Here is a 20,700-nt window from a genome sequence, read left to right on the forward strand (position 1 = left end):
CCGCGGACGCCGCCTGTCATGATCGCGATCACTCGGCGGCGCGAGCGGTCAGGCGCAGAGCCGTTCTCCTTCGCGGCCGGTTATCGTCGCGGTGACGATCGTGCCCTCAGGCTGGTCGGCGGCGAAGGCGACCTCGGTGAACTGCTCGGTCCGGCCGAGGCGCGAGCCCTCGGTCAGGATCCGGTGGCTGCGCCCCTGTTGCGCGGCGAGATGGCGCGACAGCGCCGCCTCGCCAGCGGCGCGGAGCCGGGCGGCCCGCTCCTTGATCGCGGGACCCTTCACCTGCGGCATTCGCGCGGCCGGCGTGCCGTCGCGGCGCGAATAGGGAAAGACGTGGAGGAAGGTCAGGCCGCAGTCCTGGACGAGCTTCAGCGAATTGTCGAACATCGCCTCCGTCTCGGTCGGAAAGCCCGCGATGATATCGGCGCCGAAGACGATGTCGGGGCGGAGCCGACGCGCCTCCTCGCAGAAGCGGATCGCGTCGTCGCGCAGATGCCGGCGCTTCATCCGCTTCAGGATCAGGTCGTCGCCGTGCTGGAGCGAGAGGTGGAGATGCGGCATGAGCCGCGGCTCGGTCGCGATCGCCAGCATCAGGTTCTCGTCCGCCTCGATCGAATCGATTGATGAGATGCGGAGCCGGGCGAGGTCGGGCACCAGCCGCAGGATCCGCATCACCAGATCGCCGAGCCGCGGCGTGCCGGGCAGGTCGGCGCCCCAGGAGGTCAGGTCGACCCCGGTCAGCACCACTTCGAGAAAGCCCTTGTCGACGAGCCGTTTGATCTGGTCGACCACCACGCCGGCCGGGACAGAGCGCGAATTGCCGCGCCCATAGGGGATGATGCAGAAGGTGCAGCGGTGGTCGCAGCCGTTCTGGACCTGAACATAGGCTCTGTGCCGGCCGAATCCGTCGATGAGATGCCCGGCGGTCTCGGTCACCGACATGATGTCGTCGACCATGACCTTCTCGGTCTCGCCGATCAGGTCGGGCGCTTTCAGCGCCGCCCAGGTCTCAGGCTGCATCTTCTCGGTATTGCCGATGACGCGCGTCACCTCGGGCATCGCCGCGAAGGTCTCGGGCTCCACCTGCGCCGCGCAGCCGGTGACGATCAGCACCGCCTCAGGGTTCTCGCGGCGGAGTTTGCGGATCTCCCGCTTGGCCTTGCGCACCGCCTCGGCGGTCACCGCGCAGGTGTTGACGACGACCGCGCCCTCGATCCCCGCCTGTGCGGCAAGCTCCTTCATCGCCTCGGTCTCATAGGCGTTGAGACGGCAGCCGAGGGTGGAGAAGACCGGCGCGGTCATGCGTGCGCGGCGAGGAATTCGGGCGCGAGCCAGCCGTCGAAGACCCGCGCCGTCGGGCCGGTCATCCAGACCCCGTCGTCGCGCCAGTCGATCTCCAGCGTGCCGCCGTCGAGGTCGAGCACCACATGGCGCCCGGTCAGCCCCCTCAGATGCGCCGCGACCGCGGTGGCGCAGGCGCCCGAGCCACAGGCGAGCGTGATGCCGGTGCCGCGTTCCCAGACCCGCATCCTGAGCCGGTCGGGGCCGGACAGGCTCGCGTATTCGACATTGGTGGCTCGGGGGAACAGGGGATGATGCTCGATCGTCGCGCCCTCATGGGCAAGGTCGATCGCCTCGGCATCGTCAACGAAGAAGACGCAATGCGGGTTGCCCATGCCGACTGCAGCCGGATCGCCCGGAATCGGCAGGTGCAAAAGGTCACACGGCTCCGCGAGCGGCACGTCGTCCCAGTCGAGGATCGGAGCGCCCATGTTGACGCTGACGAGCCCGTCCTCGCGTCGCGTCGCGGCGAGCGTTCCGCGTGCGGTCCGGAAGCGGACGGAGTCGCGGCCGAGCCCCGCCATCACCAGGTCGGCGACGCAGCGCGAGGCATTGCCGCAGGCACCGGCGCGGCTGCCGTCGTTGTTCCAGAAGTCGAGCATGAAATCGGCGCCCTCGGCGTCGCGGATCTCGGCCAGTTGGTCGAAGCCGACGCCGCGGTGACGGTCGCCGAGTGCGGCGGCGAGCGCGGGCGTGGTCACGGGTTGCCGCCCCCGTGAATCGAGGATCACGAAGTCATTGCCCGCGCCGTGCATCTTGACGAACGGCAGGCCCTGAGGCGGCTGCATCTGTCTCATGGCGCGCATATACGCCGCGCGAAAGGATTTTGCCAGTGGCGGCGTCTTTTCCTCTTGACCGCCCCGAGCGGGGTTCATAAAGAGGCGCCCTGTGATGGGCCCGTAGCTCAGTTGGTAGAGCAACTGACTTTTAATCAGTGGGTCACAGGTTCGAATCCTGTCGGGCTCACCACCTTTTTAATAAAACTCAATGAATTGCGAACCTCGCAGGTTGCGACGATCTCGCTTGCCTGAGTTTCGGAAGCTTTGCGGAAGCAGCATGCACCGCAAGTTTATTGTGACGATCGGCTCTGTCGCACAAATCGAGTGACGGTCAGGCTTCCCCTTTCCCCGGACAGACTTATCCCGCAACCTCTGTGACAGGTGTGCCGAGCGCGGTGAAGCCGTTCAGGACCGCGACACGGACCTGGAACTCCGCGACCTGACCGTCGAAGTCCCGGGCTGAGAGGCGCTGGCCCAGCCGTTTCACACGGTGCATCTTGGTCTCTGCACGGCTTCGGCGGTGGTTGCCGCTCCGTCGTCGCCATATCGTTCGGCCGGGCGCGCTTCGACCTGCGCAGGATTTCGTTGCGGGCGATCGCCCCGGCGGTATCGGGTTTCCACGGTTTGGCGTTCTTGCGGGGCGGGATGATCGCGGCGGCACCGCGGGCCGCGATGGCCTCGTGGCTCTTGCGGGTGTCGAAGGCACCATCGGCTGTAACGGTGGCGATCTCCTGCTCGGGCGGGATCTGGTCGAGAAGGTCGGGTCGCATGGGCGCGTCACCGATATCGCTGGTCGTGACCTCTGCAGCGCGGCTTCCCGGGTCATGTCGGGATCGAACCAGATCGTCAGCGAGCCACGGCGCTTGAGTGCTTCATTGCAGGCTGGCCAGGTCCTGGCCTTTTAGGCGGGGGGTGTCGGTCTGCTCATGCTCCCAAGCTACCATGCTGGATTCACGAGATGAATCCCTCACGGGATTTGTGCAACAGAGCCGCGTGAAAGCCGAAAGGCCAGGAACTGATCCCGCCAAGTCTCCCCGCAAACTGGCCTTCGTCCAATGCGCCTTGACGCGCGTCAGCTCCATGGAGGCACACGCGCCAAGGCGCCTGCCAGACCGAACCCGTCGGGGACTATGCCACCGGTTCACTGACCCATTTTGCTCCGGGATTGACACCTCAGGCGTGACTGGCGCGACAGCGCCCCGGTCACTGCAACCCGGGCTAGCTGCTCTATTCCCCAGCGAGTTCCCGGCCCAACTGAAGCAGCGCCGGATCGTCGGGTGCGGCAGCGAGTGCCTCGTCCAGCACCGCGCGCGCCGCTTCGGCACCCTCCGTCGTTGCCGCGAGGCGGACGAGCATGATCCAGGCGTCGCTGCGCTGCGGGTCCATGCGCACGGCCTCGCGGAATGCGGCCGTGGCGCCGGGAATGGAGCGCATCGTCAGCGCCATTCCGGCAAGCTGCAGATGCGTTTCCGGGAAATCGAACCGGCTGGCGAGCGACGATTGCCAATCCGACATTGCCGCCTCCAGCGCCGCCTGCGCCGGGCCCGGCAACCGCACGATTGGGCTGCCGAGCATCGCGCGTGCCGCCGCGATCCGCACCGACCGGACCGGGTCGCTCAAGAGTCCTATGGCGCGCATGACCCGCTCCTGCGGCGGCGCCTTGATCTGGAGACCCACGGCTGCGGCCCGCACGAGCGGATCTTCGTTCTCGAGAAGCGGCGCGAGCCGGCCCGCGGGCTCGGGCGTATCGGCATTCTCCAGAAGCCAGATCGCGGTGGCGCGGACGATGCCGGGCTGGCTCTCGTCGGCGGCAAGATCGGCAAGATCCCCGGCGGCGGCCGTGGGGTTCTCGCGGCCGCGGGCGAGCGTCGTGCCGTAATGCGGACCGCGGTTGTCGCTGACCGGATGCCATGCCGCGATCCGCTCGGCGGCCCAGCCGGCGGTCCGGTCCTGATGGCAGCCCGTGCAGGCGTCCGGCGCACCGGTCTCCGTCGCGAGGTCCGGCCGCGGAACACGGAAGGAATGATCGGCGCGCCAGTCGTTGCCCATGTAGACGCGCTCCACCATGTGGCAGCTCTTGCATTCGGCGGCCGTGGTGCCGGGCTCGTGGAAATGATGCGCGGCGCTGTCGTAATCCGCGGGCTCCAGGCTCGGGAAATCCGGGTTGCCCGACGGGTTGTGGCAGCGTGTGCAGACCGCGTTGCCCTCTGCCACCAGCTCGGCCGTATGAGGCTCGTGGCAGTCCCCGCAGCCGACGCCCTTCGCGTACATCTTCGATTGAAGGAAGGAGCCGTAGACATAGACCTCGTCCTGCGATTGGCCGTCCGCGAAATAGAGACCCGGCCGCAGGAGTGAGAGGTTGTAGGACTCGTGGTAGGGCGTGCCGGGAAAGGGCGAACGGTCTTCATAGGCCTCCCGGCGCGAATGGCAGGTGGCGCATTGCTGGATCATGGAGTCGGTTGTCGCGAAGGATTGCGAGAAGCCGTATTGGTCGAGATCGAGGCTGAATCCCTTGATCTCCTTTCCCTCCGCCCAGGTCAGATGCGCCTCGCCCGGCCCGTGGCAAGCCTCGCAGCCGACGCCTATCTCGGCCTTGAACGACGCGTAGGTCCGCGCCGCCGGATCGTAGTTCTTCCGATATCCCGTGGCGTGGCACTCCGCGCAGCGGGCATTCCAGTTCTTGTAGGGTCCGGTCCAGTGCAGACCGTCGTCCGGCGGCAAGTCCTGATCGGGATAGAGATGGAACCAGCGGTGCTGCTCGCTGTCCCAGACGACGTCGAAGCTCTGAAGGCGGCCCGGCTCGGTCTCGAGGATATACTGCTGCAAGGGCTCGATCCCGGCGACGGAGTCGACCTCGTACTCCTTCGTGTTCCCGTCCTTCTCGGTGACCTCGACGAAATAGCCGCCGTCCGCCCCCAGCCGGAACCGAGCCGTCATTCCGTCATGCGCGAAGCTCGTGCCATCAAAATCGGCGATCACCGTCTCCGGCGAAGGCTTGGTCCAGGCGAGCGCATGGTGCGAGCCCGTCCAGCGCGCGGTTTCGTCGGCATGGCATCCGGCGCAAGTCTCCGACCCGACATAGGCGGGTGGCACCTGTGCTCCGGCCGGCAGGCCGAGCATTGTGAGGAGGAGGGCAACGTATCTCAATCGCATGAAAACGCCTGTCACGGGCGGCCGGAAGCCGGGTTGAGGGGTGGAAGGTGCGCCGTCCGTCGATGCCGGCCCGCAGCGTGCCGCAGCTCCGGGAGGATGTCGGCGAGCATGCGCCAGCCGTCCGTCGCCTCGGTGCCCGCCGCCGATCCGTACCGCGCCGCGCCAAGCGCTGCGAGCGCGGTCCGGGCACGCGGGTCGCGTCGCGGGTCGAGGCCGGGAACGCGCGATGCCCATTCGTCCAGCGCGGGCCGCAACGCGGCTTCGTCGCGGCGGCGGATGGCTTGGGTCAGCACGCGCCAGGCCCGGCGCTCCGATGCCAGCCAGCGGGCGCGCCGCTCTTGCGCCCGGCGGCGGACGATCGGCGCCAGCCGGCGCAGGATCAGCCCGAGGAGCGCGAGGCCCGCAGCGCCGGCAAGGGCCGCGACAGCGATCCTGCGCCAGTTGCCCGGAGCCTCTACGGGAGTGGCCGACACCGGCGGGCCATCGACGGAAAGCGGAACCGGATCGGCGCGGGCGGTCTCGACCATTCCGGTCGAGAGCTTGAACCAGTCGAGCTCGATCACGGGCGCCGTGCCGGTCCCGCCGCCTTCCGCGATCAGCGTCACGCTTTCGCTGCGTGTGCCCGAGAGGACGCCACGCTCCTCACGCTCCTGTACGACCGGCTCGCTGGCATAGGCGCGAAAGCCAGGTATGTCGTGCGCCGGCAGCAGGACGGGCAGGAACATCGGCGAGGCGCCCTCGACCGTCACCGTCACACTGCGGATCACGCTGTCACCCGGCGCCAAACCCTCGGTCTCACCCACGATGTCTTGTTCGATTGTCAGCGTATCGGCGGCGAGGAAGGGGTCAAGCCCCTCCGCCCCGGCCGGCACGACGCCCGAGAAGGCAATCGGTTCGGTCGCGAGCGCGGTCCGAAGCGCGGCGTTCGTCTCGGGATCGGCCCAGCTTACGGCCACCTCTTGCGCTGGCAGCACGAAATCGCCGGCGATCATCGGCGTGAGCAGGTAGCGCCGGCTCACGCCTGCCCATGTCGCGCCGCCGATCTGGCTGCTCGTCGGTCCGCTCGACGCAATACGGACACGCACGTTCGGGATTTCCATGGCGGGCCAGACCGGCGGCTCGGGCAGGAAGGTCGGGACCAGCACCGTCAGCCGGAGCGAAAGCGGCTGCCCGGGTATCGCCTTTGCCTCCGCGAATTCCACCTGCAGGATCGGACCTTCCTGCGCGCAGACGGGCAAGGCCAGGGCAAGCAGCAGGAGCAGGGCGCGGATCATTCCGGCGCCCCCGCGTCGACGTCGCCGCCGGACAGGGTCTCCAGCAGGAACCGGCTCCGGAGAAAGTCGCCGGTGCGGGTGTCCACGGTGTTCATCCATGCCTCCGCTGTCAGCATTCCCTCGCCTTTCCCCTCCTCGGCGGCCTCGATCTGGGTCTCGGCGCCGCGCTTCGCCTCGTTGTCGAACACGATCTCGTCGGCCCCGATACCCTGTTCCTCTCCGGTGTCGGACTGTTCGCGGGCACGCTCGATATACTCCACGATCTCCTTGGCCACGGCGAGGTTCTGCGCGGCGGCGGCATGGTCAGGATCCCGCGAAAGCGCGGTCTCGAAGGCGCGCACACCGTCCCGGTAGCCGCGCGACTTCATGTGCGCCATGCCCTTTATGAAGGCCGCGTCGGCAGTCTCGACCCGCGAAAGCACCTCGACCGCCGCCTCGTACTGGCCCGCGCGGTAAAGCGCATAGCCGCGCCAGAGCGGGTCGGTGAAGGCCTCCGCCGCGCCAGAGAAGTCGTTGCGCTCGAAGGCGAGGCGGCCCTGCTGGTCGGGCGTGAAGAACCAGTCGGCGATGCCGCCGGCATCCGCTCGGTTCGCGGGCAGGCAAAGCGCGAGGGCGGCGAGCACGATCCACCGCATCGTCCAGCCGCGCCGGAACCAGAGCAGCGTCAGCAGCGCCGCCGGCCAGGCGAACCATGCGCCCCGATCCCGCCACGGAAGTTCGCTGTTCTCCAGCGCGGCCCGCGCCTGCGCGGCGTCGAGCATCCGATCGATCCGCACGACATCCGCCGGGTCCGGGGTGACCGGAAGGACCGGCACGCCGGACAAGCGGTCCAGGCCGGCGTCTCCCTGGCCGGCGGGGAGCATGGTCAGGACCATCGCGGACCCCGCTTCTTCGAGCGCAGCGGCATCGGCCGGATCCAGGGCATCCGCGACGAACAGGACCGCGCCCGGCCCCTCTTGGCCCGCCAGGAGGCCCTGGGCGAGCGTCAGCGCCAGGGCCGCGCGGTTGCCCGCCTCGGGCATCACTGGCGGCGCGAGGCCTTCGAGATAGGGCAGCATCACGCCGGGATCCTCGGTCATCGGGACGACGACATGGGCCGTGCCGGCATAGGCCACCAGCGCCGTGCGCGCCCCGGCCCGAAGGTCGAGCAGGTCGCGGATCTTTTGCTTGGCGCGTTCAAGCCTCGACGGCGCGATGTCTGGCGCCTCCATCGACGGCGTGACCTTCAGCGCGACGACAAGCGCAGCGGATTGCGCGACGAAAGGATCGGGCTGGCGCGACCAGGTCGGCCCGGCCGCCCCGAGGCAAAGCAGCGCCATCGCGAGCGCGGCGCCGTCGATCGGGATGATCCGCAGCCGGCCTTCGCCGCCAACGGTCAGCGCGGCACGCAGGTGCGGGGCGATCCCGGTCTGCCGGGGCGGCGAACGCGTCGCGCCGCGCCGGACGGACCACCAGAGCGCAGCGATCGGCAGAAGGGCCAGCAGCCATAGCGGACGCAGGAAGTGAAATGCCTCGAGCGCGAGGTCGATGCCGGTCATGCCGCCTTCCTCCGGGCCGCGGTCCGGGCCCCGAACCGCGGCGCAAGATGTAGCACCGCCACCGTCCCGAGCACGATCAGCGCGGCGAGACCCAGCGGCCAGTGGGCGAGCGACTGGCGTGGTCGATAGGACAGCGTCTCGGTTTCGCGCGGGGCGAGGCTATCGATCCGGTCATAGACGCGGCCCAGCGCCTCCAGGTCGTCGGCGAAGAAATAGGCCCCGCCCGTGCGAGCGGCGATGTCCCGCAGCGCGCCGAGGTCCACCCTCGCGTCGCCTCGCGCGTTCGGATCGCCGACGCCGATCGCGTGGATCTCCACGCCCCGGCTCGCTGCGATCTCCGCGGCGTTGACCGGCGACATGGCCGATGCCGTGTCCGATCCGTCGGACAAGAGGATCAGCAGGCGCTGCTCGATCTCGGAGGCCTCGAAGGTCCGGATCGCAAGGCCGATGGCGTCGCCGAGGGCGGTGTGCGGCCCCGCCATGCCAACGCTCGTCTGGCCCAGAAGGCCGGAGACCGTGTCTAGATCCTCGGTGAGCGGCGCCTGGACATAGGCCTTGGAGCCGAAGACGATGAGCGCGACCCGGTCGCCTTCGCGCTGGGCGAGAAAACCCGTGACAACCTCCTTCACGGCGGCGAGGCGCTGCAGCCGCTGGCCGTCGGGCGTCCGGAAGTCCTGCGTGTCCATCGAGCCGGAAATGTCGATCGCGAGCACCACGTCACGCGCTGCCTTCACCCGCTCGACCGGTGCCCCGACACGTTCCGGCTGCGCGAGCGCGAGAACGATCAGCACCCAGGCGGCGATCGCCGCCGCCATCTGCAGCCAGGAGCGCGAAAGCACCACCGCGCCTGGCTTGGGCTCCGCCCCGGCGGCTTCGGCGATGCGCCGGAAGAAGGGGAAGCGCAGCCCTTCGACACGGCGGCGGTAGGGCGGCGCGAAGCGCCAGACGAGGTATGGCAGCGGCAAAAGGATGAGCGCCCAGGGCAGTGCAAGCTGGATCACGACGCCCTCCGGTGCCTGCGGATCCAGCGCGAGGCGGCTCCGCGCAGATCGACGGCCGCTACACCGGGCGCGTAGGGCGCGCGGATCAGGGCCGGCCCGAGGGCCTCGGGAAAGTCGCCTGTCGCATTCAGGAACGCGACCCATTCCGGCCCTGCCAACCCCGCCACCTCGCGCCGCGGATAGGCGGCAAGGGCGGTCCGGCGCAGGATCGTCGCGATCGCTGCGGGGTCGTTACCGGCAGAGTCGAGCTCGGCGAGCGCGACGCGCCGGTAGGCGTTCTCGCGCCAGTGCAGCCACCCCAGCCAGAGCCCGTAGGCCAGCGCCGTGAGGACGAGCGCGCCCAGCACCCACCATCCCGCTGTCTGCGGCGCCAGCGAAACCGGATCCGGCGCCGCCGGTTCGATCAGCCGTCCCAGCAGTTCGACAAGGTTCACAAATTCGTCTTCGCCGTTCATCGCGGCCCGAGTCCCATGAGCCGCCGCATCTGCGGCAAGGTCTCCTCGCCGGACGAAAGCGGCAGCACCGGCGGGCCGTATTTCCGCTGCCAGTCGAGCACTTTCGCCAGCCGCCCCGCTGCCATCTCGGTGAGCGCGCGGTGTCCCGCCCGGTCGCCGGTATCGATCTCGGCCTGAAGCGTGCCATCCGAGACGACAAGGCGCAGCCCCTCGGGCAGGTCATGCGCCATCGGATCGGTAACGAGCCCGAGGATCAGGTCGTTGCGCCGGGCAAGGCCGGAGACGAGGCGCTCCACCTCTTCGTCCACGCCATCGAAGTCCGACAACACGATCACGAGGTGGTTCTTCGGCGCAATTCTCGCGGTCGCGCGCAGGATCTTCGATAGCGGCATCGGCTCCACCGTCGGCGCGTCGGCGCTGAGAAGACCGTTCGCATCTGCGATCGCGGTCAGGAACCGCCGCAGCGCGGCACGGCTGCGCTGCGGCCGGATCTCGGCGATGGTCGCGTCACCGAAGACGATCCCTCCGACCCGGTCGCCCTGGTCGAGGATGCGAAACGCCGTCAGCGCGGCGGCCTCCGCCGCCGTCACCGACTTCATGTTGAGCCGGGAGCCGAAGAACATCGACATCCGCTGGTCGACGACGATCAGCGCCGGGCGGTCGCGCTCCTCGGTCATCACCCGCACATAGGGCTCGCCGGTTCGCGCCGTCACCTTCCAGTCGATGGAGCGGACATCGTCTCCGGGCAGGTAGCCGCGCAGCTCCTCGAAACTGAGCCCGCGCCCCCGGAGCCGCGAGGCATGGCGGCCGTTCAGCACCGATCGCGCGGGCTGGCGCGGCAGGAAACTGAGTGCCCGCGACCGGGCTTCGAGCGACAGGAGATGCGGCAGGTTCGTCCGGACGCGCGCATCGCCCGCCGGCGCCGGATGGCCCGGCAGGGAGGCGGTTCGGCTACGGGCGGCGAGGTCGCGCATCACGGAAGCGCCACCTGCGCGATCAGTTCCTCGATGACGCGGTTGGCGCTCACGCCTTCGCCCTGCGCCTCGTAGGTCAGCATCATCCGGTGGCGCAGAACCTCCGGCGCGATCGCGCGCACATCCTCGGGGTCGACATAGTCGCGACCGTTAAGCCAGGCGTGGGTGCGCCCGCAGCGGTCGAGCGCCAGCGAGGCGCGCGGGCTCGCGCCGACCTCGATCCAGCGTTTCAGATCGTCGCCATAGGCGTCCCGGTGGCGGGTCGCGTTGACCAGATCGGCCATGTACCGCTCCATCGCCGGGGCGACGTGAATTGCGCCGATCTCGCGGCGGGCCGCGAAAATCGCCTCCTGCGATATCGGCGCCGGCTTTTCCTTCGGGGCATCCGTCGACTGCGTCGCGATCTCCTCGCCACGGACGAGCCGGATCACCTCCACCTCATCCTCCACCGGCGGGTAATCGATGAGAACGTGCATGAGGAACCGGTCCATCTGGGCTTCGGGCAGCGGATAGGTGCCTTCCTGTTCCACCGGGTTCTGTGTGGCCATGACCATGAACAGCGGGGCCATGCGGTGGGTGGTGCCGGCCACGGTCACCTGCCGTTCCTCCATCGCCTCGAGAAGCGCCGCCTGCACCTTGGCTGGCGCCCGGTTGATCTCGTCCGCAAGGACGAGGTTGGCGAAGATCGGTCCCGGCTCGAAGCGGAACTCGGCGCCACCCTCGGCCTGATGGTAGACCTCGGTCCCGGTCACGTCCGACGGCAGGAGGTCGGGCGTAAACTGGATGCGCGAGAAGTCGCAGTCGAGATTCTTCGCGAGCGACTTGATCGCGCGGGTCTTGGCGAGGCCCGGCAGCCCTTCGACGAGAAGGTTTCCGTTGGCCAGAAGCCCGATCAGCAACCGTTCGACGACGTCGCGCTGGCCGATGATGGCCTGGCCCATCCGGGCGCGGAGCTCCTCAATCTCTTCGCGCGGCGTCATTCTGCCTTCGCCCCCGCAGCGTTCTGGCCGATCGACGTCGGCAGCGCTTCAAGCAGCGGCAGGCCAAGGGCGCCGGAGGGCGGCTTGGCGCCGAGATAGGCGGCGATCGTCGGGGCGACGTCGATTGTCTCGACCCTGCGGGAGACCCGCGCCGGCGCGATGCCGGGGCCGGCGATGAGGATCGGCACATGGCTGTCGTAGGTCCAGGGCGAGCCATGCGCCGAGGCGACCGTGAGGCCGTCGAAATCGGCGATGAACCAGTGCGGATCGAAGACGACGTAGATGTCACCCGACCGGTCCGGGTTGAAGTTCGCGAGCACCGCGTCCTGGATCTTGCCGCGCGGGACCGCGCCCGCGCGCAGCGCCGAGCTTGGAATCGCGTAGGCGATGCCCGGCAACTTCTCCAGCTCCTCGGCCACGACCTGCTCGACCTCGGCCTTGTCGAGCCCCCGCGCCGCGATCGCGGCGGTGTTGAGGTAGAGATAAGGGTTCGAGTAGTTGAGGATCAGATCCCGGCTTTCCCCGAACTCCGCCCGCAGCCGCACGAAGCCGGGCTCGGTGTCCACCCGCTCGAAATCGAAGGTCCCCGCCTCGATGCCGAGGGTCGCGAGATAGCCCGGATGTTCGGGCGCGCCGTGATCGGCCGAGAGCACGATCAGCGTCCGTTCAAGCCCGACGCGGTCGTTCACATGGGTGAGGAGATCGGCGAGCGTCCGGTCGAGCCGCGCGAAGTTGTCCTCGGCCTCGAGGCTGGACGGGCCGAAGAGGTGCCCGACATAGTCCGTCGAGGACAGGCTCACCGCGAGGTAGTCCGGCACCTCGTCCTGCCCGAGCCCCTCGGCGTCGATCAGCGCCTTGGCGAAGTCCACCGTGATCTCGTCGCCGGCCGGGCTGAGGGTGAGGCGCGTCGTGAAATAGCGGTCATCCGCCGCGCCCCAGGCATGGGGGAAGGTGCGGCCGAAGCCGGGAAAGTCGGTCTCCCATTCCTGGTCGTCGTTCGCGCCGAACAGGTAGGCCTCGGGCGCGTCCGAAAGCTCCCAGCTCTGCCCGGCATAGCCCGCGACGGTGCCCGTCGCCTCCCATTCGGCGATCCATTCGGGATAGGCGTCGAGGTAGAAGGTGCTGCTGACGAACCGGCCCTCGGATTTCGAGAACCAGTAGGCGGTGCCGGCATGGCCCGCCATCGAAATGGCGCCGCGGTCCTTGACCGAGACGCCGAAGACCTTCGACGCAGGCCCGAAATGCAGCGCGATCTCGTCCGAGATCGTGGAGGTCAGGATGTTGCGCGGCGAGCGGCCATCGGTCGTGGCGGCGCGCTGCGTCGGGTCGATCTCGGCCGAGGCGTCGACGCCGCCGGCGCCGACGAGCGGGAAATCGGGATCCTGCACGTTGTAGAACTGGGTCCCGGCGACGCGGTCGAACCACAGGTTCGCCACCATGCCGTGGATCGCCGGATCGGTGCCGGTCGCCAGCGTCGTGTGGCCGACGATCGTTTCGGTATTCGCGTGCCGGTGATGCGCATTGGCGAAATGGACGCCGTGGTCCAGCAGGTAGCGGAAACCGCCGTCGCCCAGGTGCCGGCCGTAGCGGTCCAGAAGGTCGCCCCGGAACTGGTCGACGGTGATCTGGAGCACCAGCGGCGGCGCCTCCTGCGCCTGCGCCGCAAAAACGGCCGAGAGCGCGCCCAGAAGCGACGCGCAAAAAGACATCCTAATGGTCATAAGCAATCTCCGCTGAAAAATCGGGGCCCGGTCCTTGAACCGGGCCCCGCCTCAAGATCGTCAGTTGCTGCTGGTGCCGCCAGTTTGCAGCGACTGCAGGACCTGGTCGATCGAGAAGCTCGCCGGCTTCTGCCGTGGCGGATAGTCCACGAAGGTTTGAAGGAACTTCCCAACGAAGGCCTGTGCCGGAACCAGAAGATAGGCCCGCTCCAGCCGCCACTGCGAATAACCGATCGATTCGTGTTCGGCCCTCTCGAACGGGTCGGACATGAGGTTGAAGACCTTGGGCAGCCGCAGGTAGGTCAGCGGCTCCTGCCAGACGTCAAAGCCGTGCGCACGCTGCTCGGCGAAGACGACCTTGTACTGGTCGTAGCGCAGGTTCACGAGATCGCCGCCGTCCGAGAAGTAGAAGAACTCGTGCCGCGGCCCGTCTTCGGCCTCGCCCTTGAAGTAGGGCATGAAGTCGTAGCCATCGAGATGGACCTTGGTGTTGTCCTCGCCGAAGGGCGTTTCGGTCAGCATCTTCTCCTTCATGTCCGGATCGCCGAGCGCGGACATGATGGTCGGGAACCAGTCGAGATGGCTGATGATCGCGTTCGACTTGCGCCCCGGCTCGATGACGCCCGGCCACTTCACGATGAGCGGAATGCGGTAGCCGCCTTCCCAGTTGTCGTTCTTCTCGCCGCGGAACGGCGTGGTGCCGCCATCGGGCCAGGAGAAGACCTCGGCGCCGTTGTCCGTCGAATACATGACGACGGTGTTGTCGGCGATCCCGAGCTCATCGACCTTGTTGAGCATCTGGCCAACCATGGCGTCATGCTCGACCATGCCGTCGGGATAGACGCCAAGGCCGGTCACGCCCCGGCTTTCCTCCTTCAGATGCGTAAAGATGTGCATCCGCGTGGTGTTGTACCACAGGAAGAACGGCTTGTTCTCCGCCACGGCCCGCTCCATGAAGTCGATCGCGCCGGCGGTGACTTCCTCGTCGATCGTCTCCATGCGCTTCTTCGTCAGCGGGCCGGTATCCTCGATCGAGCCGTCGGCGCTGGACTTGATGACGCCGCGCGGACCGAAGTTCTCGCGGAACTCGGGGTTCTTCGGATAGTCCTCGTTTTCGGGCTCCTCTTCCGCGTTGAGGTGGTAGAGGTTGCCGAAGAACTCGTCGAAGCCGTGGTTCGTGGGCAGGTGCTCGTCGCGGTCGCCAAGGTGGTTCTTGCCGTACTGTCCGGTCATGTAGCCCTTGGACTTGAGGTATTCGGCGATCGTGGGATCGCGGGGATCCATCCCCTCCTTCGCGCCGGGCAGGCCGACTTTCAGAAGACCGGTCCGGAATCCGGACTGGCCGGTGACGAACGACGCCCTGCCGGCGGTGCAGGACTGCTCGCCATAGGCATGCGTGAAGAGCATCCCTTCCTTGGCGATCCGGTCGATGTTCGGGGTCTCGTAGCCCATCATGCCCTGGTTGTAGGCCGAGATGTTCCAGTAGCCGACATCATCCCCCCAGATCATGAGGAAATTTAAAGGCTTGGCGTCCTGCGACAATGCCGGGCCCGCCGCCATCATCGCCGCCATGGCAAATGCCAATCTGTTCATTTCCTTTCTTCCCTGTTCTTTTGTCTCCGGTGATTTTTCGTTATTGAGAGCAAAGCGTAATCTTGGAGCGCCGAGTCGCACAACCCCGTTTGCCGCCTTTCGGACACCTTCCTGCAGCAACGGAAGGTGCTGCCATGCCCCTGAATCTGGACAAATTTGCGGACATCGCTGCCCTCGGCAGGGTCATCGCATGAGATCAAGGATCAGGATTGCCAGCCGGGCACCGGCGGGCCGGTCGTTTAGGCCGCTCACGCGGGCCGGTCGAATTCCGGCACCCGCGCGCGCCTGAGCGCTTGCGCCTCGGCGAGGATTTCCGCCCCGGCGTCTCCCGGCAGGGTCGCCGCGAGGCGCAGCGTGATGTCGGACGACTCCCGGCTCAGCCAGACCGGGGACTTCTTGAGGAAGGGAAAGCCGCATTCGTTGATGGTGAAGTCGGCCAAGGCATAGCTCGACCCCTGCCGCGCCACGCCGGTCAGGATCAGCCGGATCAGGTCCTGCCGGCCGGGCGCGGCCTGCAGGGCCGCGTGCTTGACCTCGAGCATGCGCCGGTCCTCGGGCACGATCAGGTTGTCCGCGATCTCGCGCAGCCGGGCATCGTCGAGTGCTGCCAGTTCCGCGTCGAGGCGCGTCAGGTCGCAGGTGACGCCGTGGGTGAAGTCGCGGGACAGGATCCACTTGCTGAGTCCGATCTCGCCGCGCCGCACGGTACGGTTCTTGCGGTTGGTCAGCGGGAAGTTCCGCCAGAACCGCAGGAAGCCGGGATCGGCAAGGACCCGGTTGCCGAACAGGAGCGCGAAAGAGCAGAAATGGAAGTTCCGGTGGGTGGTCCGGTAGTTCCACTCGATGCTCTGGAACTGCGCCGGATCGACGCGCGGGATGCCGAAGTTCGACGCGGCGGCAGCGAGATCGACATTCAACGCCTCTGCCTCGTCGAGCCAGTCGTGGCGGCCGGGCAGCGCGAACCACGTGGAATCGTTGATCAGCAGCAGGCGATCGAGCGTCGAAATCGTGTCCGCCACCGCCAGGACACCGTCTCGATACCCGCCGAAATCGTAGCCGAAGTTCGGCCTCTCGATGCAGAGGTGACAGAGCGGCAGTAGCCGGTCCCGATCGGCCGCATCGAGCGCGAGGTTCGACACGACAACCGGGGCGTAGCCCTTCGACGCCAGGTATCCGAGGCTGCGCAGATGCGAGGCCTGCAGCCCGTGGTTGGGGTAGATCAGATAGACGGCGACCTTCGCGGAGGCGGGCACCTCGCCAAGGGTTCGGCGGATCTTGCCCGCGAGAGCAAGGTCGTAATACTTCGCGGCGAATAGGTAGCTCGCCAGGGCGCCAGGCGCGGCTCGCGATTGACGAACGAAGCGGCGCAACTCGCGTCCGACCTTCCAGAACGGCAGCTGATTGGCTTTGCGTCCCAAGATGTCCCGTAGCTCCTCGATCCCGCGCGGCATCCGACTCCGCGCCGACGGCAGACCCGCCCGGCTGTTAGATGAGGAACCGACCTGCTCGACGCAAGGGAAATCTGCAATCTGACGGTCTTGGAAAAGCAGTCGCGGTGCGTACCCGGAGGCAGCCGAAGAATGGCTGAACCGGTAACCGCCTCAGCAATCCGGCAGGTTGACGGCAAGCCCGCCTGTCGACGTCTCCTTAGCATCGCACGTTCATGTCGATCCCGGTCTGCCGCATCGTCTCGATGCAAGTGTCGAGCGGCATGAAATGCGCGCCGCCGCCGCGGAGCGCGAGGCTCGCGACCGAGACCGCCTTGATGGCGCCAAGTTCGTTGCGCTCGATGCAGGGCATCTGGACGAGACCATTGCCGGGATCGCAGGTCATGCCGAGATGACGTTCGAGCGCGACCTCGGCGGCGGTTACGCAGGGATGCGGAAGGCCGTGCGCGGCCTTCTCGACGGAAAACACGGTGTCGCTGGCGCGGCCGGCCTCCAGCTCCTCGGCGGCGCGGACGAACCCGCCGCCGATCGAGCAACAGGTGCGCGACAGGCGCTCGGTTCCGCCCGTATCCGTGACGGAGATCCCGAACCCGTCGGCGCAGCCCGGCAGGGGCGGGCCGCAGTCATGGACGAAATCGGTATCGGGCGCGAAAGAGAGCGGCGGTAGCCCGGACAGGCGGATCACGCCGTCGTGCCGCAGTTCGGCTTCGGTCGCCTCGGCGGGGTCGGGATTAATCGTGTCGGGCAGGAAGCCGAGCAGCCCGAGGATGACCGAGCGGTCGATGGCGTGGCCGTGACCGGTGAAGGCGAGCGAGCCATGCAGGCTGGACGAAGCCTGAGCCCGTCCGGCGCCGGCCGGTCGAGAAGTTCGGCGCGCAGGTCGGCTAGGAGCCGCGCGGCCGCGACCATCGGACCCATCGTATGCAAGGACGACGGGCCGATGCCGATCTTGAAGATGTCGAAGACCAAGGGAAACATCGCTCAGGCGCGAAAATGTGGGGCGGGTGTAAGCCTAAGGCCGCGACGTTATCCCGTCTCAAACTCGCCGGGACAGGAGCCTGCCGCGCGTGCCGGCTGACTGAAGGAGCGTGAGCGCTGCGTTGGACGCTGAATAGCCGGCCCCGAAGCCTTGTGTTTCTGATCTCAACAGATACAGGCGCACAAGATCCTCCACCTTATCGGGCGCGGTGAACTGCCCAACATCGGATGAGCCTAATAACCTCTCGGCCCGGTTCTTAAGAACCGACACCTGCTGGTCGATATCAATGGATGCGAAGGCACGCGGCAGGCCAAAAGCCACCTGAACCACCTCGCGCAGGGGTGGCGAGCCGAGCACATTGAACCACTTTGCATCGTTCGAGATCGACCTTGTCGCCAGCACGCCAAGCTCACGCTCGGAATTCAGGGCGAAACGCATCTGCGGGTCTTGATCGCCGACGACGGCCTCGAAGCGGCGCGTCCGGTAGCCAGCCAAGATTTTGTCGGCGAAGTCCGACAGCTTTGTACTTGGTACGGCGAAATCTCCGAATCCGAACGCCTTGGAGAATTCAAGATAGCGCTTGTCGGCGAGCTTGTTTGCCAGCGCATCGGGATCGAGCGTACCATCCTCAAGTATCTTGCGGACGAAGTACCGGTTGTTGATGTCGTCACCGAGTCCGAAGGCGCCCAGCGCGACCGAGAGCAGACGACGATCCGAAACCAACGCCTCGGCGCTCCCGATCGCGCCGATACGCTCGCGGAAATAGGCCTCCTCCCTTTGCTGTGGGGCGCTCGAGAAGAAGGCCTCCTGTTGAGCGGCGCGTGTCCGGACCACGAACTTCCAGCCGGCATAACCGCCGAACGGGACAACCGGCGTGAAGCTCATGCTCGGGCGGCCGCCAGAAGCCGGGCTTCTCTTGGCAGGAGCGCGCGCAGCGCCTTGAGAGCCGGATAGAACTGGTCGGCGAGCAGAGCAGTGGTCGCGGTAGCGAGCTGCGTTCGGCTGTCGTGGTCGGTCAGCGCTTGGCTAAGCTGTTCGATGCCTCGCAGCATCTGGTGGCGCGCTTCCTTCGGATTGGCGTCGCCCGACAATACGAGCTGGGCAATGTAGCAGACCCGGCGCACCGGCGTGTTGACCTCTTCGGGATGGATCGCATCGCGCAGGCGCAAGATGTTGGCGTCCGGCGTCAAGATCGCGAGCCGCGAGCGCTTGTCACCGTTTTCGATCACTGCGCCGTTGATCAGTACCCGCTCGCGCGGCGCCAACTTGAGAACGAGGCCACTCATGCCAGATTCCCCTCGTTGCGCAGGCCGCGCATCACTGCGGTATTGATGTCGATCAGCACAGTGACCCCGGCCTCGCCGGCGAGGACGCGGCGGGTGTGATGGGCGGTGAACTCCGAAAGGTAGAAGATCTGAGCCCTGAGGCTTTTAGGAAGTTGATTGGTCTCGATCGCAACATCGGCGGCGAGCGTCGTCCACAGGGTGCGATTGTCGTGCAGTGCGCGGACCAGAGTGTTGAAGTCGCCGTCGCCGCGTCCGGCGCTCTTGAGCCGGTGGGTCACGCGGGCGAAGACCTCGTATTCCGTGCCGCGGCCGGTGCGGGTGGGAGCCGCGGCGCCGGCATAGGCCGACCTGGCCAGGAGATGTGCGTTCACTTGGATACCTTCCGATGACGGTTTGCGTCGCTTCGCGGGTTTTCCGCGGGAAGCCGGGGCGCCGTACGGACGCCCCGGCCAAAGCCGTTAACGGAACAGCGACAGGATGTTTTGCGGTGCCTGATTGGCAATCGACAGCGACTGGACGCCGAGCTGCTGCTGCACCTGTAGCGCCTGGAGTCGCGCCGACGCCTCTTCCATGTCAGCGTCCACCAAGGTGCCGATCCCGGTCTTGAGTGCGTCGGACAGCTTGCCGACGAACTCCGATTGGATCTCAATCCGGCCCTGGGCCGAACCGAAAGACGCCGCGGCGGCGATCGAGCTATTGATCATCGTCTCGATGTTATCGAGCGCGGAATCGGCGCCCGCGTTCGTTGTCACATCGATCGAGTCAAGCCCGAAGAGCCCGCCCGATGCCGTCCCGCCTTCGTTGCCCGTCGATGAGAATCCTTTGCTGGCGCCGGAGTTGTCGACTTTCAGACTCCATTGACCGGTCGACGAGTTCTGCATGACCTTGGTGGTGATCCCGGTGAGGCCGGCCGAGTCGATCGCGGTCTTGAGGCCTTTGGCCACGTCCTCCATGGTCTCGCCCTTGCCGGCGACGTAGTTGTAGGCGCCGGATCCGATCGTAACCTTGTAACCGTCGCCCTCTTTCACGGCGGCTGACGTGGAGAAATCAATCTGCTCGGCCCTGTTGGCGATGTCGCCGCTCGCCTGCGTGACTGACGAACCGTTGAGGGACGTGATCTGGGTACCAGCAGCGTTGCCGAGGAGCGCTCCAACGGTCACCTTGGCACTGTCGAAGGCCCGCGTCGAAGTGATTGTCAGCGCCCCGCTCGAAACCGAAGCCGTGATTCCTTCAAGACCGAGCGCATTGATAGCGGAAGAGAAAAACGACGCCGCAGAGGATTCGGTGTGCCCGGCCTGACCGGAGTAGTTGAGATCAACCCCCGCCACCGTCAGTGTCGCGGTTGCCGCCGAGTAGTCGGCAGCGGTACCGGCGAAGGTCACGACGGCACTGTTGCCTGTCGACGCCACGGCGGTGGCGCCGCCCGCGATGACGGCGTTCGGGGCGAGCGACGTCCCGCTTCCGTACACCCCGGCGCTTGTCGTCAGGTCCTTGCGTCCGACCGTGATGTTCGCGGCGGTCACCGAGCCGTCCCCCGCACGATCGAGCGAGGACAGGATGTTCATGTCCTCGGTGCCCTTGAGCAGATTCAGCCCGTTGAATTGCGCCGCGTTGACGACGGACTTGATCTGCTCGGTCAGCGCATCGATGTCGGTCTGGATCTTGCCGCGGTCGACGTTCTGCTCCTGCGCGGCGACGACCTTGCCCTTGATTTCAGTCAACAGGTCCGTGACCGTTTCTGTGGCCTGGCGCGCCACCGCGACTGAGGATTCGCCGAGGCTGAGGCTGTCGGCGATCCCCTTGAAACCCTTTACATCCGCCTCCATCACCTTCGAAATCGCCCAGACTGCGGCGTTGTCCTTGGCAGAGCCCACGGATTTGCCAGTGGAAATCTCGGCTTGAGTCTTCGACAGGTTGGAGTTGATGCCCTTGAGCGTCTGCAGCGCCACCATGGAGCTGGTATTCGTCAGAATGCTCGACATGTTTCGATCCTTCGCAGTTTCGGCGCTTTGCGCCGGGTTACATAAGCCGCTGCTTGCGGCGCCGGAGGCGTTCTGACCGCTGCGACAGGGACCACCCGCCGCGCCATCCGATCCCGGATGCAAGACCGAAACTGACGCTCAAAATCTAAGACATCGCTAAGGCAAGGCGTTGATTGTGCGTTTTTTTAATCAAATG

At 66.9% G+C, this 20,700-nt stretch carries 16 protein-coding genes, 1 tRNA gene and 2 pseudogenes; 1 reads left to right on the forward strand and 18 read right to left on the reverse strand.

The window, feature by feature from the left end:
* Positions 1 to 48: 48 nt before the first annotated feature.
* Together mtaB and dapF are read right to left on the reverse strand one after the other, a co-directional pair.
* Positions 49 to 1,302 (reverse strand): tRNA (N(6)-L-threonylcarbamoyladenosine(37)-C(2))-methylthiotransferase MtaB, encoded by a 1,254-nt coding sequence (mtaB, locus tag R5H32_RS07720; protein ID WP_318338107.1) that lies wholly within the window; start codon positions 1,300 to 1,302, stop codon positions 49 to 51.
* The gene (dapF, locus tag R5H32_RS07725; protein WP_318338108.1) at positions 1,299 to 2,138 is read right to left on the reverse strand and encodes a diaminopimelate epimerase; all 840 of its coding nucleotides are present in this window, start codon (positions 2,136 to 2,138) and stop codon (positions 1,299 to 1,301) included. The genes mtaB and dapF overlap by 4 nt, the downstream gene beginning before the upstream one ends.
* A 96-nt stretch (positions 2,139 to 2,234) precedes the next feature.
* Between dapF and R5H32_RS07730 the strand changes: the two genes are divergently transcribed.
* A tRNA-Lys gene (locus tag R5H32_RS07730) sits at positions 2,235 to 2,310 on the forward strand.
* A gap of 168 nt (positions 2,311 to 2,478) precedes the next feature.
* Here R5H32_RS07730 and R5H32_RS07735 read toward each other — a convergent pair.
* The 16 genes and pseudogenes from R5H32_RS07735 to R5H32_RS07810 form a co-directional block, all read right to left on the reverse strand.
* A pseudogene (locus R5H32_RS07735) lies at positions 2,479 to 2,932 on the reverse strand (IS5 family transposase); the annotation flags it as partial.
* A gap of 415 nt (positions 2,933 to 3,347) precedes the next feature.
* Positions 3,348 to 5,273 carry a multiheme c-type cytochrome gene (locus R5H32_RS07740; protein ID WP_318338109.1) on the reverse strand — a complete coding sequence of 642 codons (1,926 nt, stop codon included), beginning with the start codon at positions 5,271 to 5,273 and terminating at the stop codon, positions 3,348 to 3,350.
* 11 nt (positions 5,274 to 5,284) lie between these two features.
* On the reverse strand, positions 5,285 to 6,547 hold the full coding sequence (locus tag R5H32_RS07745) for a hypothetical protein (protein WP_318338110.1): 1,263 nt from the start codon (positions 6,545 to 6,547) through the stop codon (positions 5,285 to 5,287).
* Complete coding sequence (locus R5H32_RS07750) at positions 6,544 to 8,085, reverse strand: VWA domain-containing protein (protein WP_318338111.1); 1,542 nt, start codon at positions 8,083 to 8,085, stop codon at positions 6,544 to 6,546. Before R5H32_RS07750 ends, R5H32_RS07745 begins: the two co-directional genes overlap by 4 nt.
* Positions 8,082 to 9,086, reverse strand: coding sequence for a VWA domain-containing protein (locus tag R5H32_RS07755; RefSeq protein WP_318338112.1), 1,005 nt, complete (start codon positions 9,084 to 9,086; stop codon positions 8,082 to 8,084). Before R5H32_RS07755 ends, R5H32_RS07750 begins: the two co-directional genes overlap by 4 nt.
* Entirely contained in the window at positions 9,083 to 9,541 is a 459-nt protein-coding gene (locus tag R5H32_RS07760; protein ID WP_318338113.1) for a DUF4381 domain-containing protein, read from the reverse strand. Before R5H32_RS07760 ends, R5H32_RS07755 begins: the two co-directional genes overlap by 4 nt.
* Positions 9,538 to 10,515 (reverse strand): DUF58 domain-containing protein, encoded by a 978-nt coding sequence (locus tag R5H32_RS07765; RefSeq protein WP_318338114.1) that lies wholly within the window; start codon positions 10,513 to 10,515, stop codon positions 9,538 to 9,540. The genes R5H32_RS07760 and R5H32_RS07765 overlap by 4 nt, the downstream gene beginning before the upstream one ends.
* The gene (locus tag R5H32_RS07770; protein ID WP_318338115.1) at positions 10,515 to 11,495 is read right to left on the reverse strand and encodes a MoxR family ATPase; all 981 of its coding nucleotides are present in this window, start codon (positions 11,493 to 11,495) and stop codon (positions 10,515 to 10,517) included. Before R5H32_RS07770 ends, R5H32_RS07765 begins: the two co-directional genes overlap by 1 nt.
* Positions 11,492 to 13,216: an alkaline phosphatase family protein gene (locus tag R5H32_RS07775; protein WP_318338116.1), complete on the reverse strand. Its 1,725-nt coding sequence runs from the start codon at positions 13,214 to 13,216 to the stop codon at positions 11,492 to 11,494. Before R5H32_RS07775 ends, R5H32_RS07770 begins: the two co-directional genes overlap by 4 nt.
* A gap of 60 nt (positions 13,217 to 13,276) precedes the next feature.
* The gene (locus tag R5H32_RS07780) at positions 13,277 to 14,809 is read right to left on the reverse strand and encodes an arylsulfatase (protein ID WP_318338117.1); all 1,533 of its coding nucleotides are present in this window, start codon (positions 14,807 to 14,809) and stop codon (positions 13,277 to 13,279) included.
* Between the two features lie 248 nt (positions 14,810 to 15,057).
* A complete protein-coding gene (locus tag R5H32_RS07785) occupies positions 15,058 to 16,227 on the reverse strand; it encodes a rhamnan synthesis F family protein (protein ID WP_318338118.1) in 1,170 nt (389 codons plus the stop codon).
* A 183-nt stretch (positions 16,228 to 16,410) separates the two neighbouring features.
* Positions 16,411 to 17,235 (reverse strand): annotated as a pseudogene (locus R5H32_RS07790) (serine dehydratase beta chain).
* A 58-nt stretch (positions 17,236 to 17,293) separates the two neighbouring features.
* A complete protein-coding gene (locus tag R5H32_RS07795) occupies positions 17,294 to 18,121 on the reverse strand; it encodes a DUF1217 domain-containing protein (RefSeq protein ID WP_318338119.1) in 828 nt (275 codons plus the stop codon).
* Positions 18,118 to 18,522 carry a flagellar biosynthesis repressor FlbT gene (gene flbT / locus R5H32_RS07800; RefSeq protein WP_318338120.1) on the reverse strand — a complete coding sequence of 135 codons (405 nt, stop codon included), beginning with the start codon at positions 18,520 to 18,522 and terminating at the stop codon, positions 18,118 to 18,120. The genes R5H32_RS07795 and flbT overlap by 4 nt, the downstream gene beginning before the upstream one ends.
* Positions 18,519 to 18,893: a flagellar biosynthesis regulator FlaF gene (flaF, locus tag R5H32_RS07805; protein ID WP_318338121.1), complete on the reverse strand. Its 375-nt coding sequence runs from the start codon at positions 18,891 to 18,893 to the stop codon at positions 18,519 to 18,521. Before flaF ends, flbT begins: the two co-directional genes overlap by 4 nt.
* A gap of 87 nt (positions 18,894 to 18,980) precedes the next feature.
* A complete protein-coding gene (locus tag R5H32_RS07810; protein ID WP_318338122.1) occupies positions 18,981 to 20,504 on the reverse strand; it encodes a flagellin in 1,524 nt (507 codons plus the stop codon).
* Positions 20,505 to 20,700: the final 196 nt, after the last annotated feature.

Source organism: Defluviimonas sp. D31 (assembly GCF_033436765.1).
Lineage (GTDB): Bacteria > Pseudomonadota > Alphaproteobacteria > Rhodobacterales > Rhodobacteraceae > Albidovulum.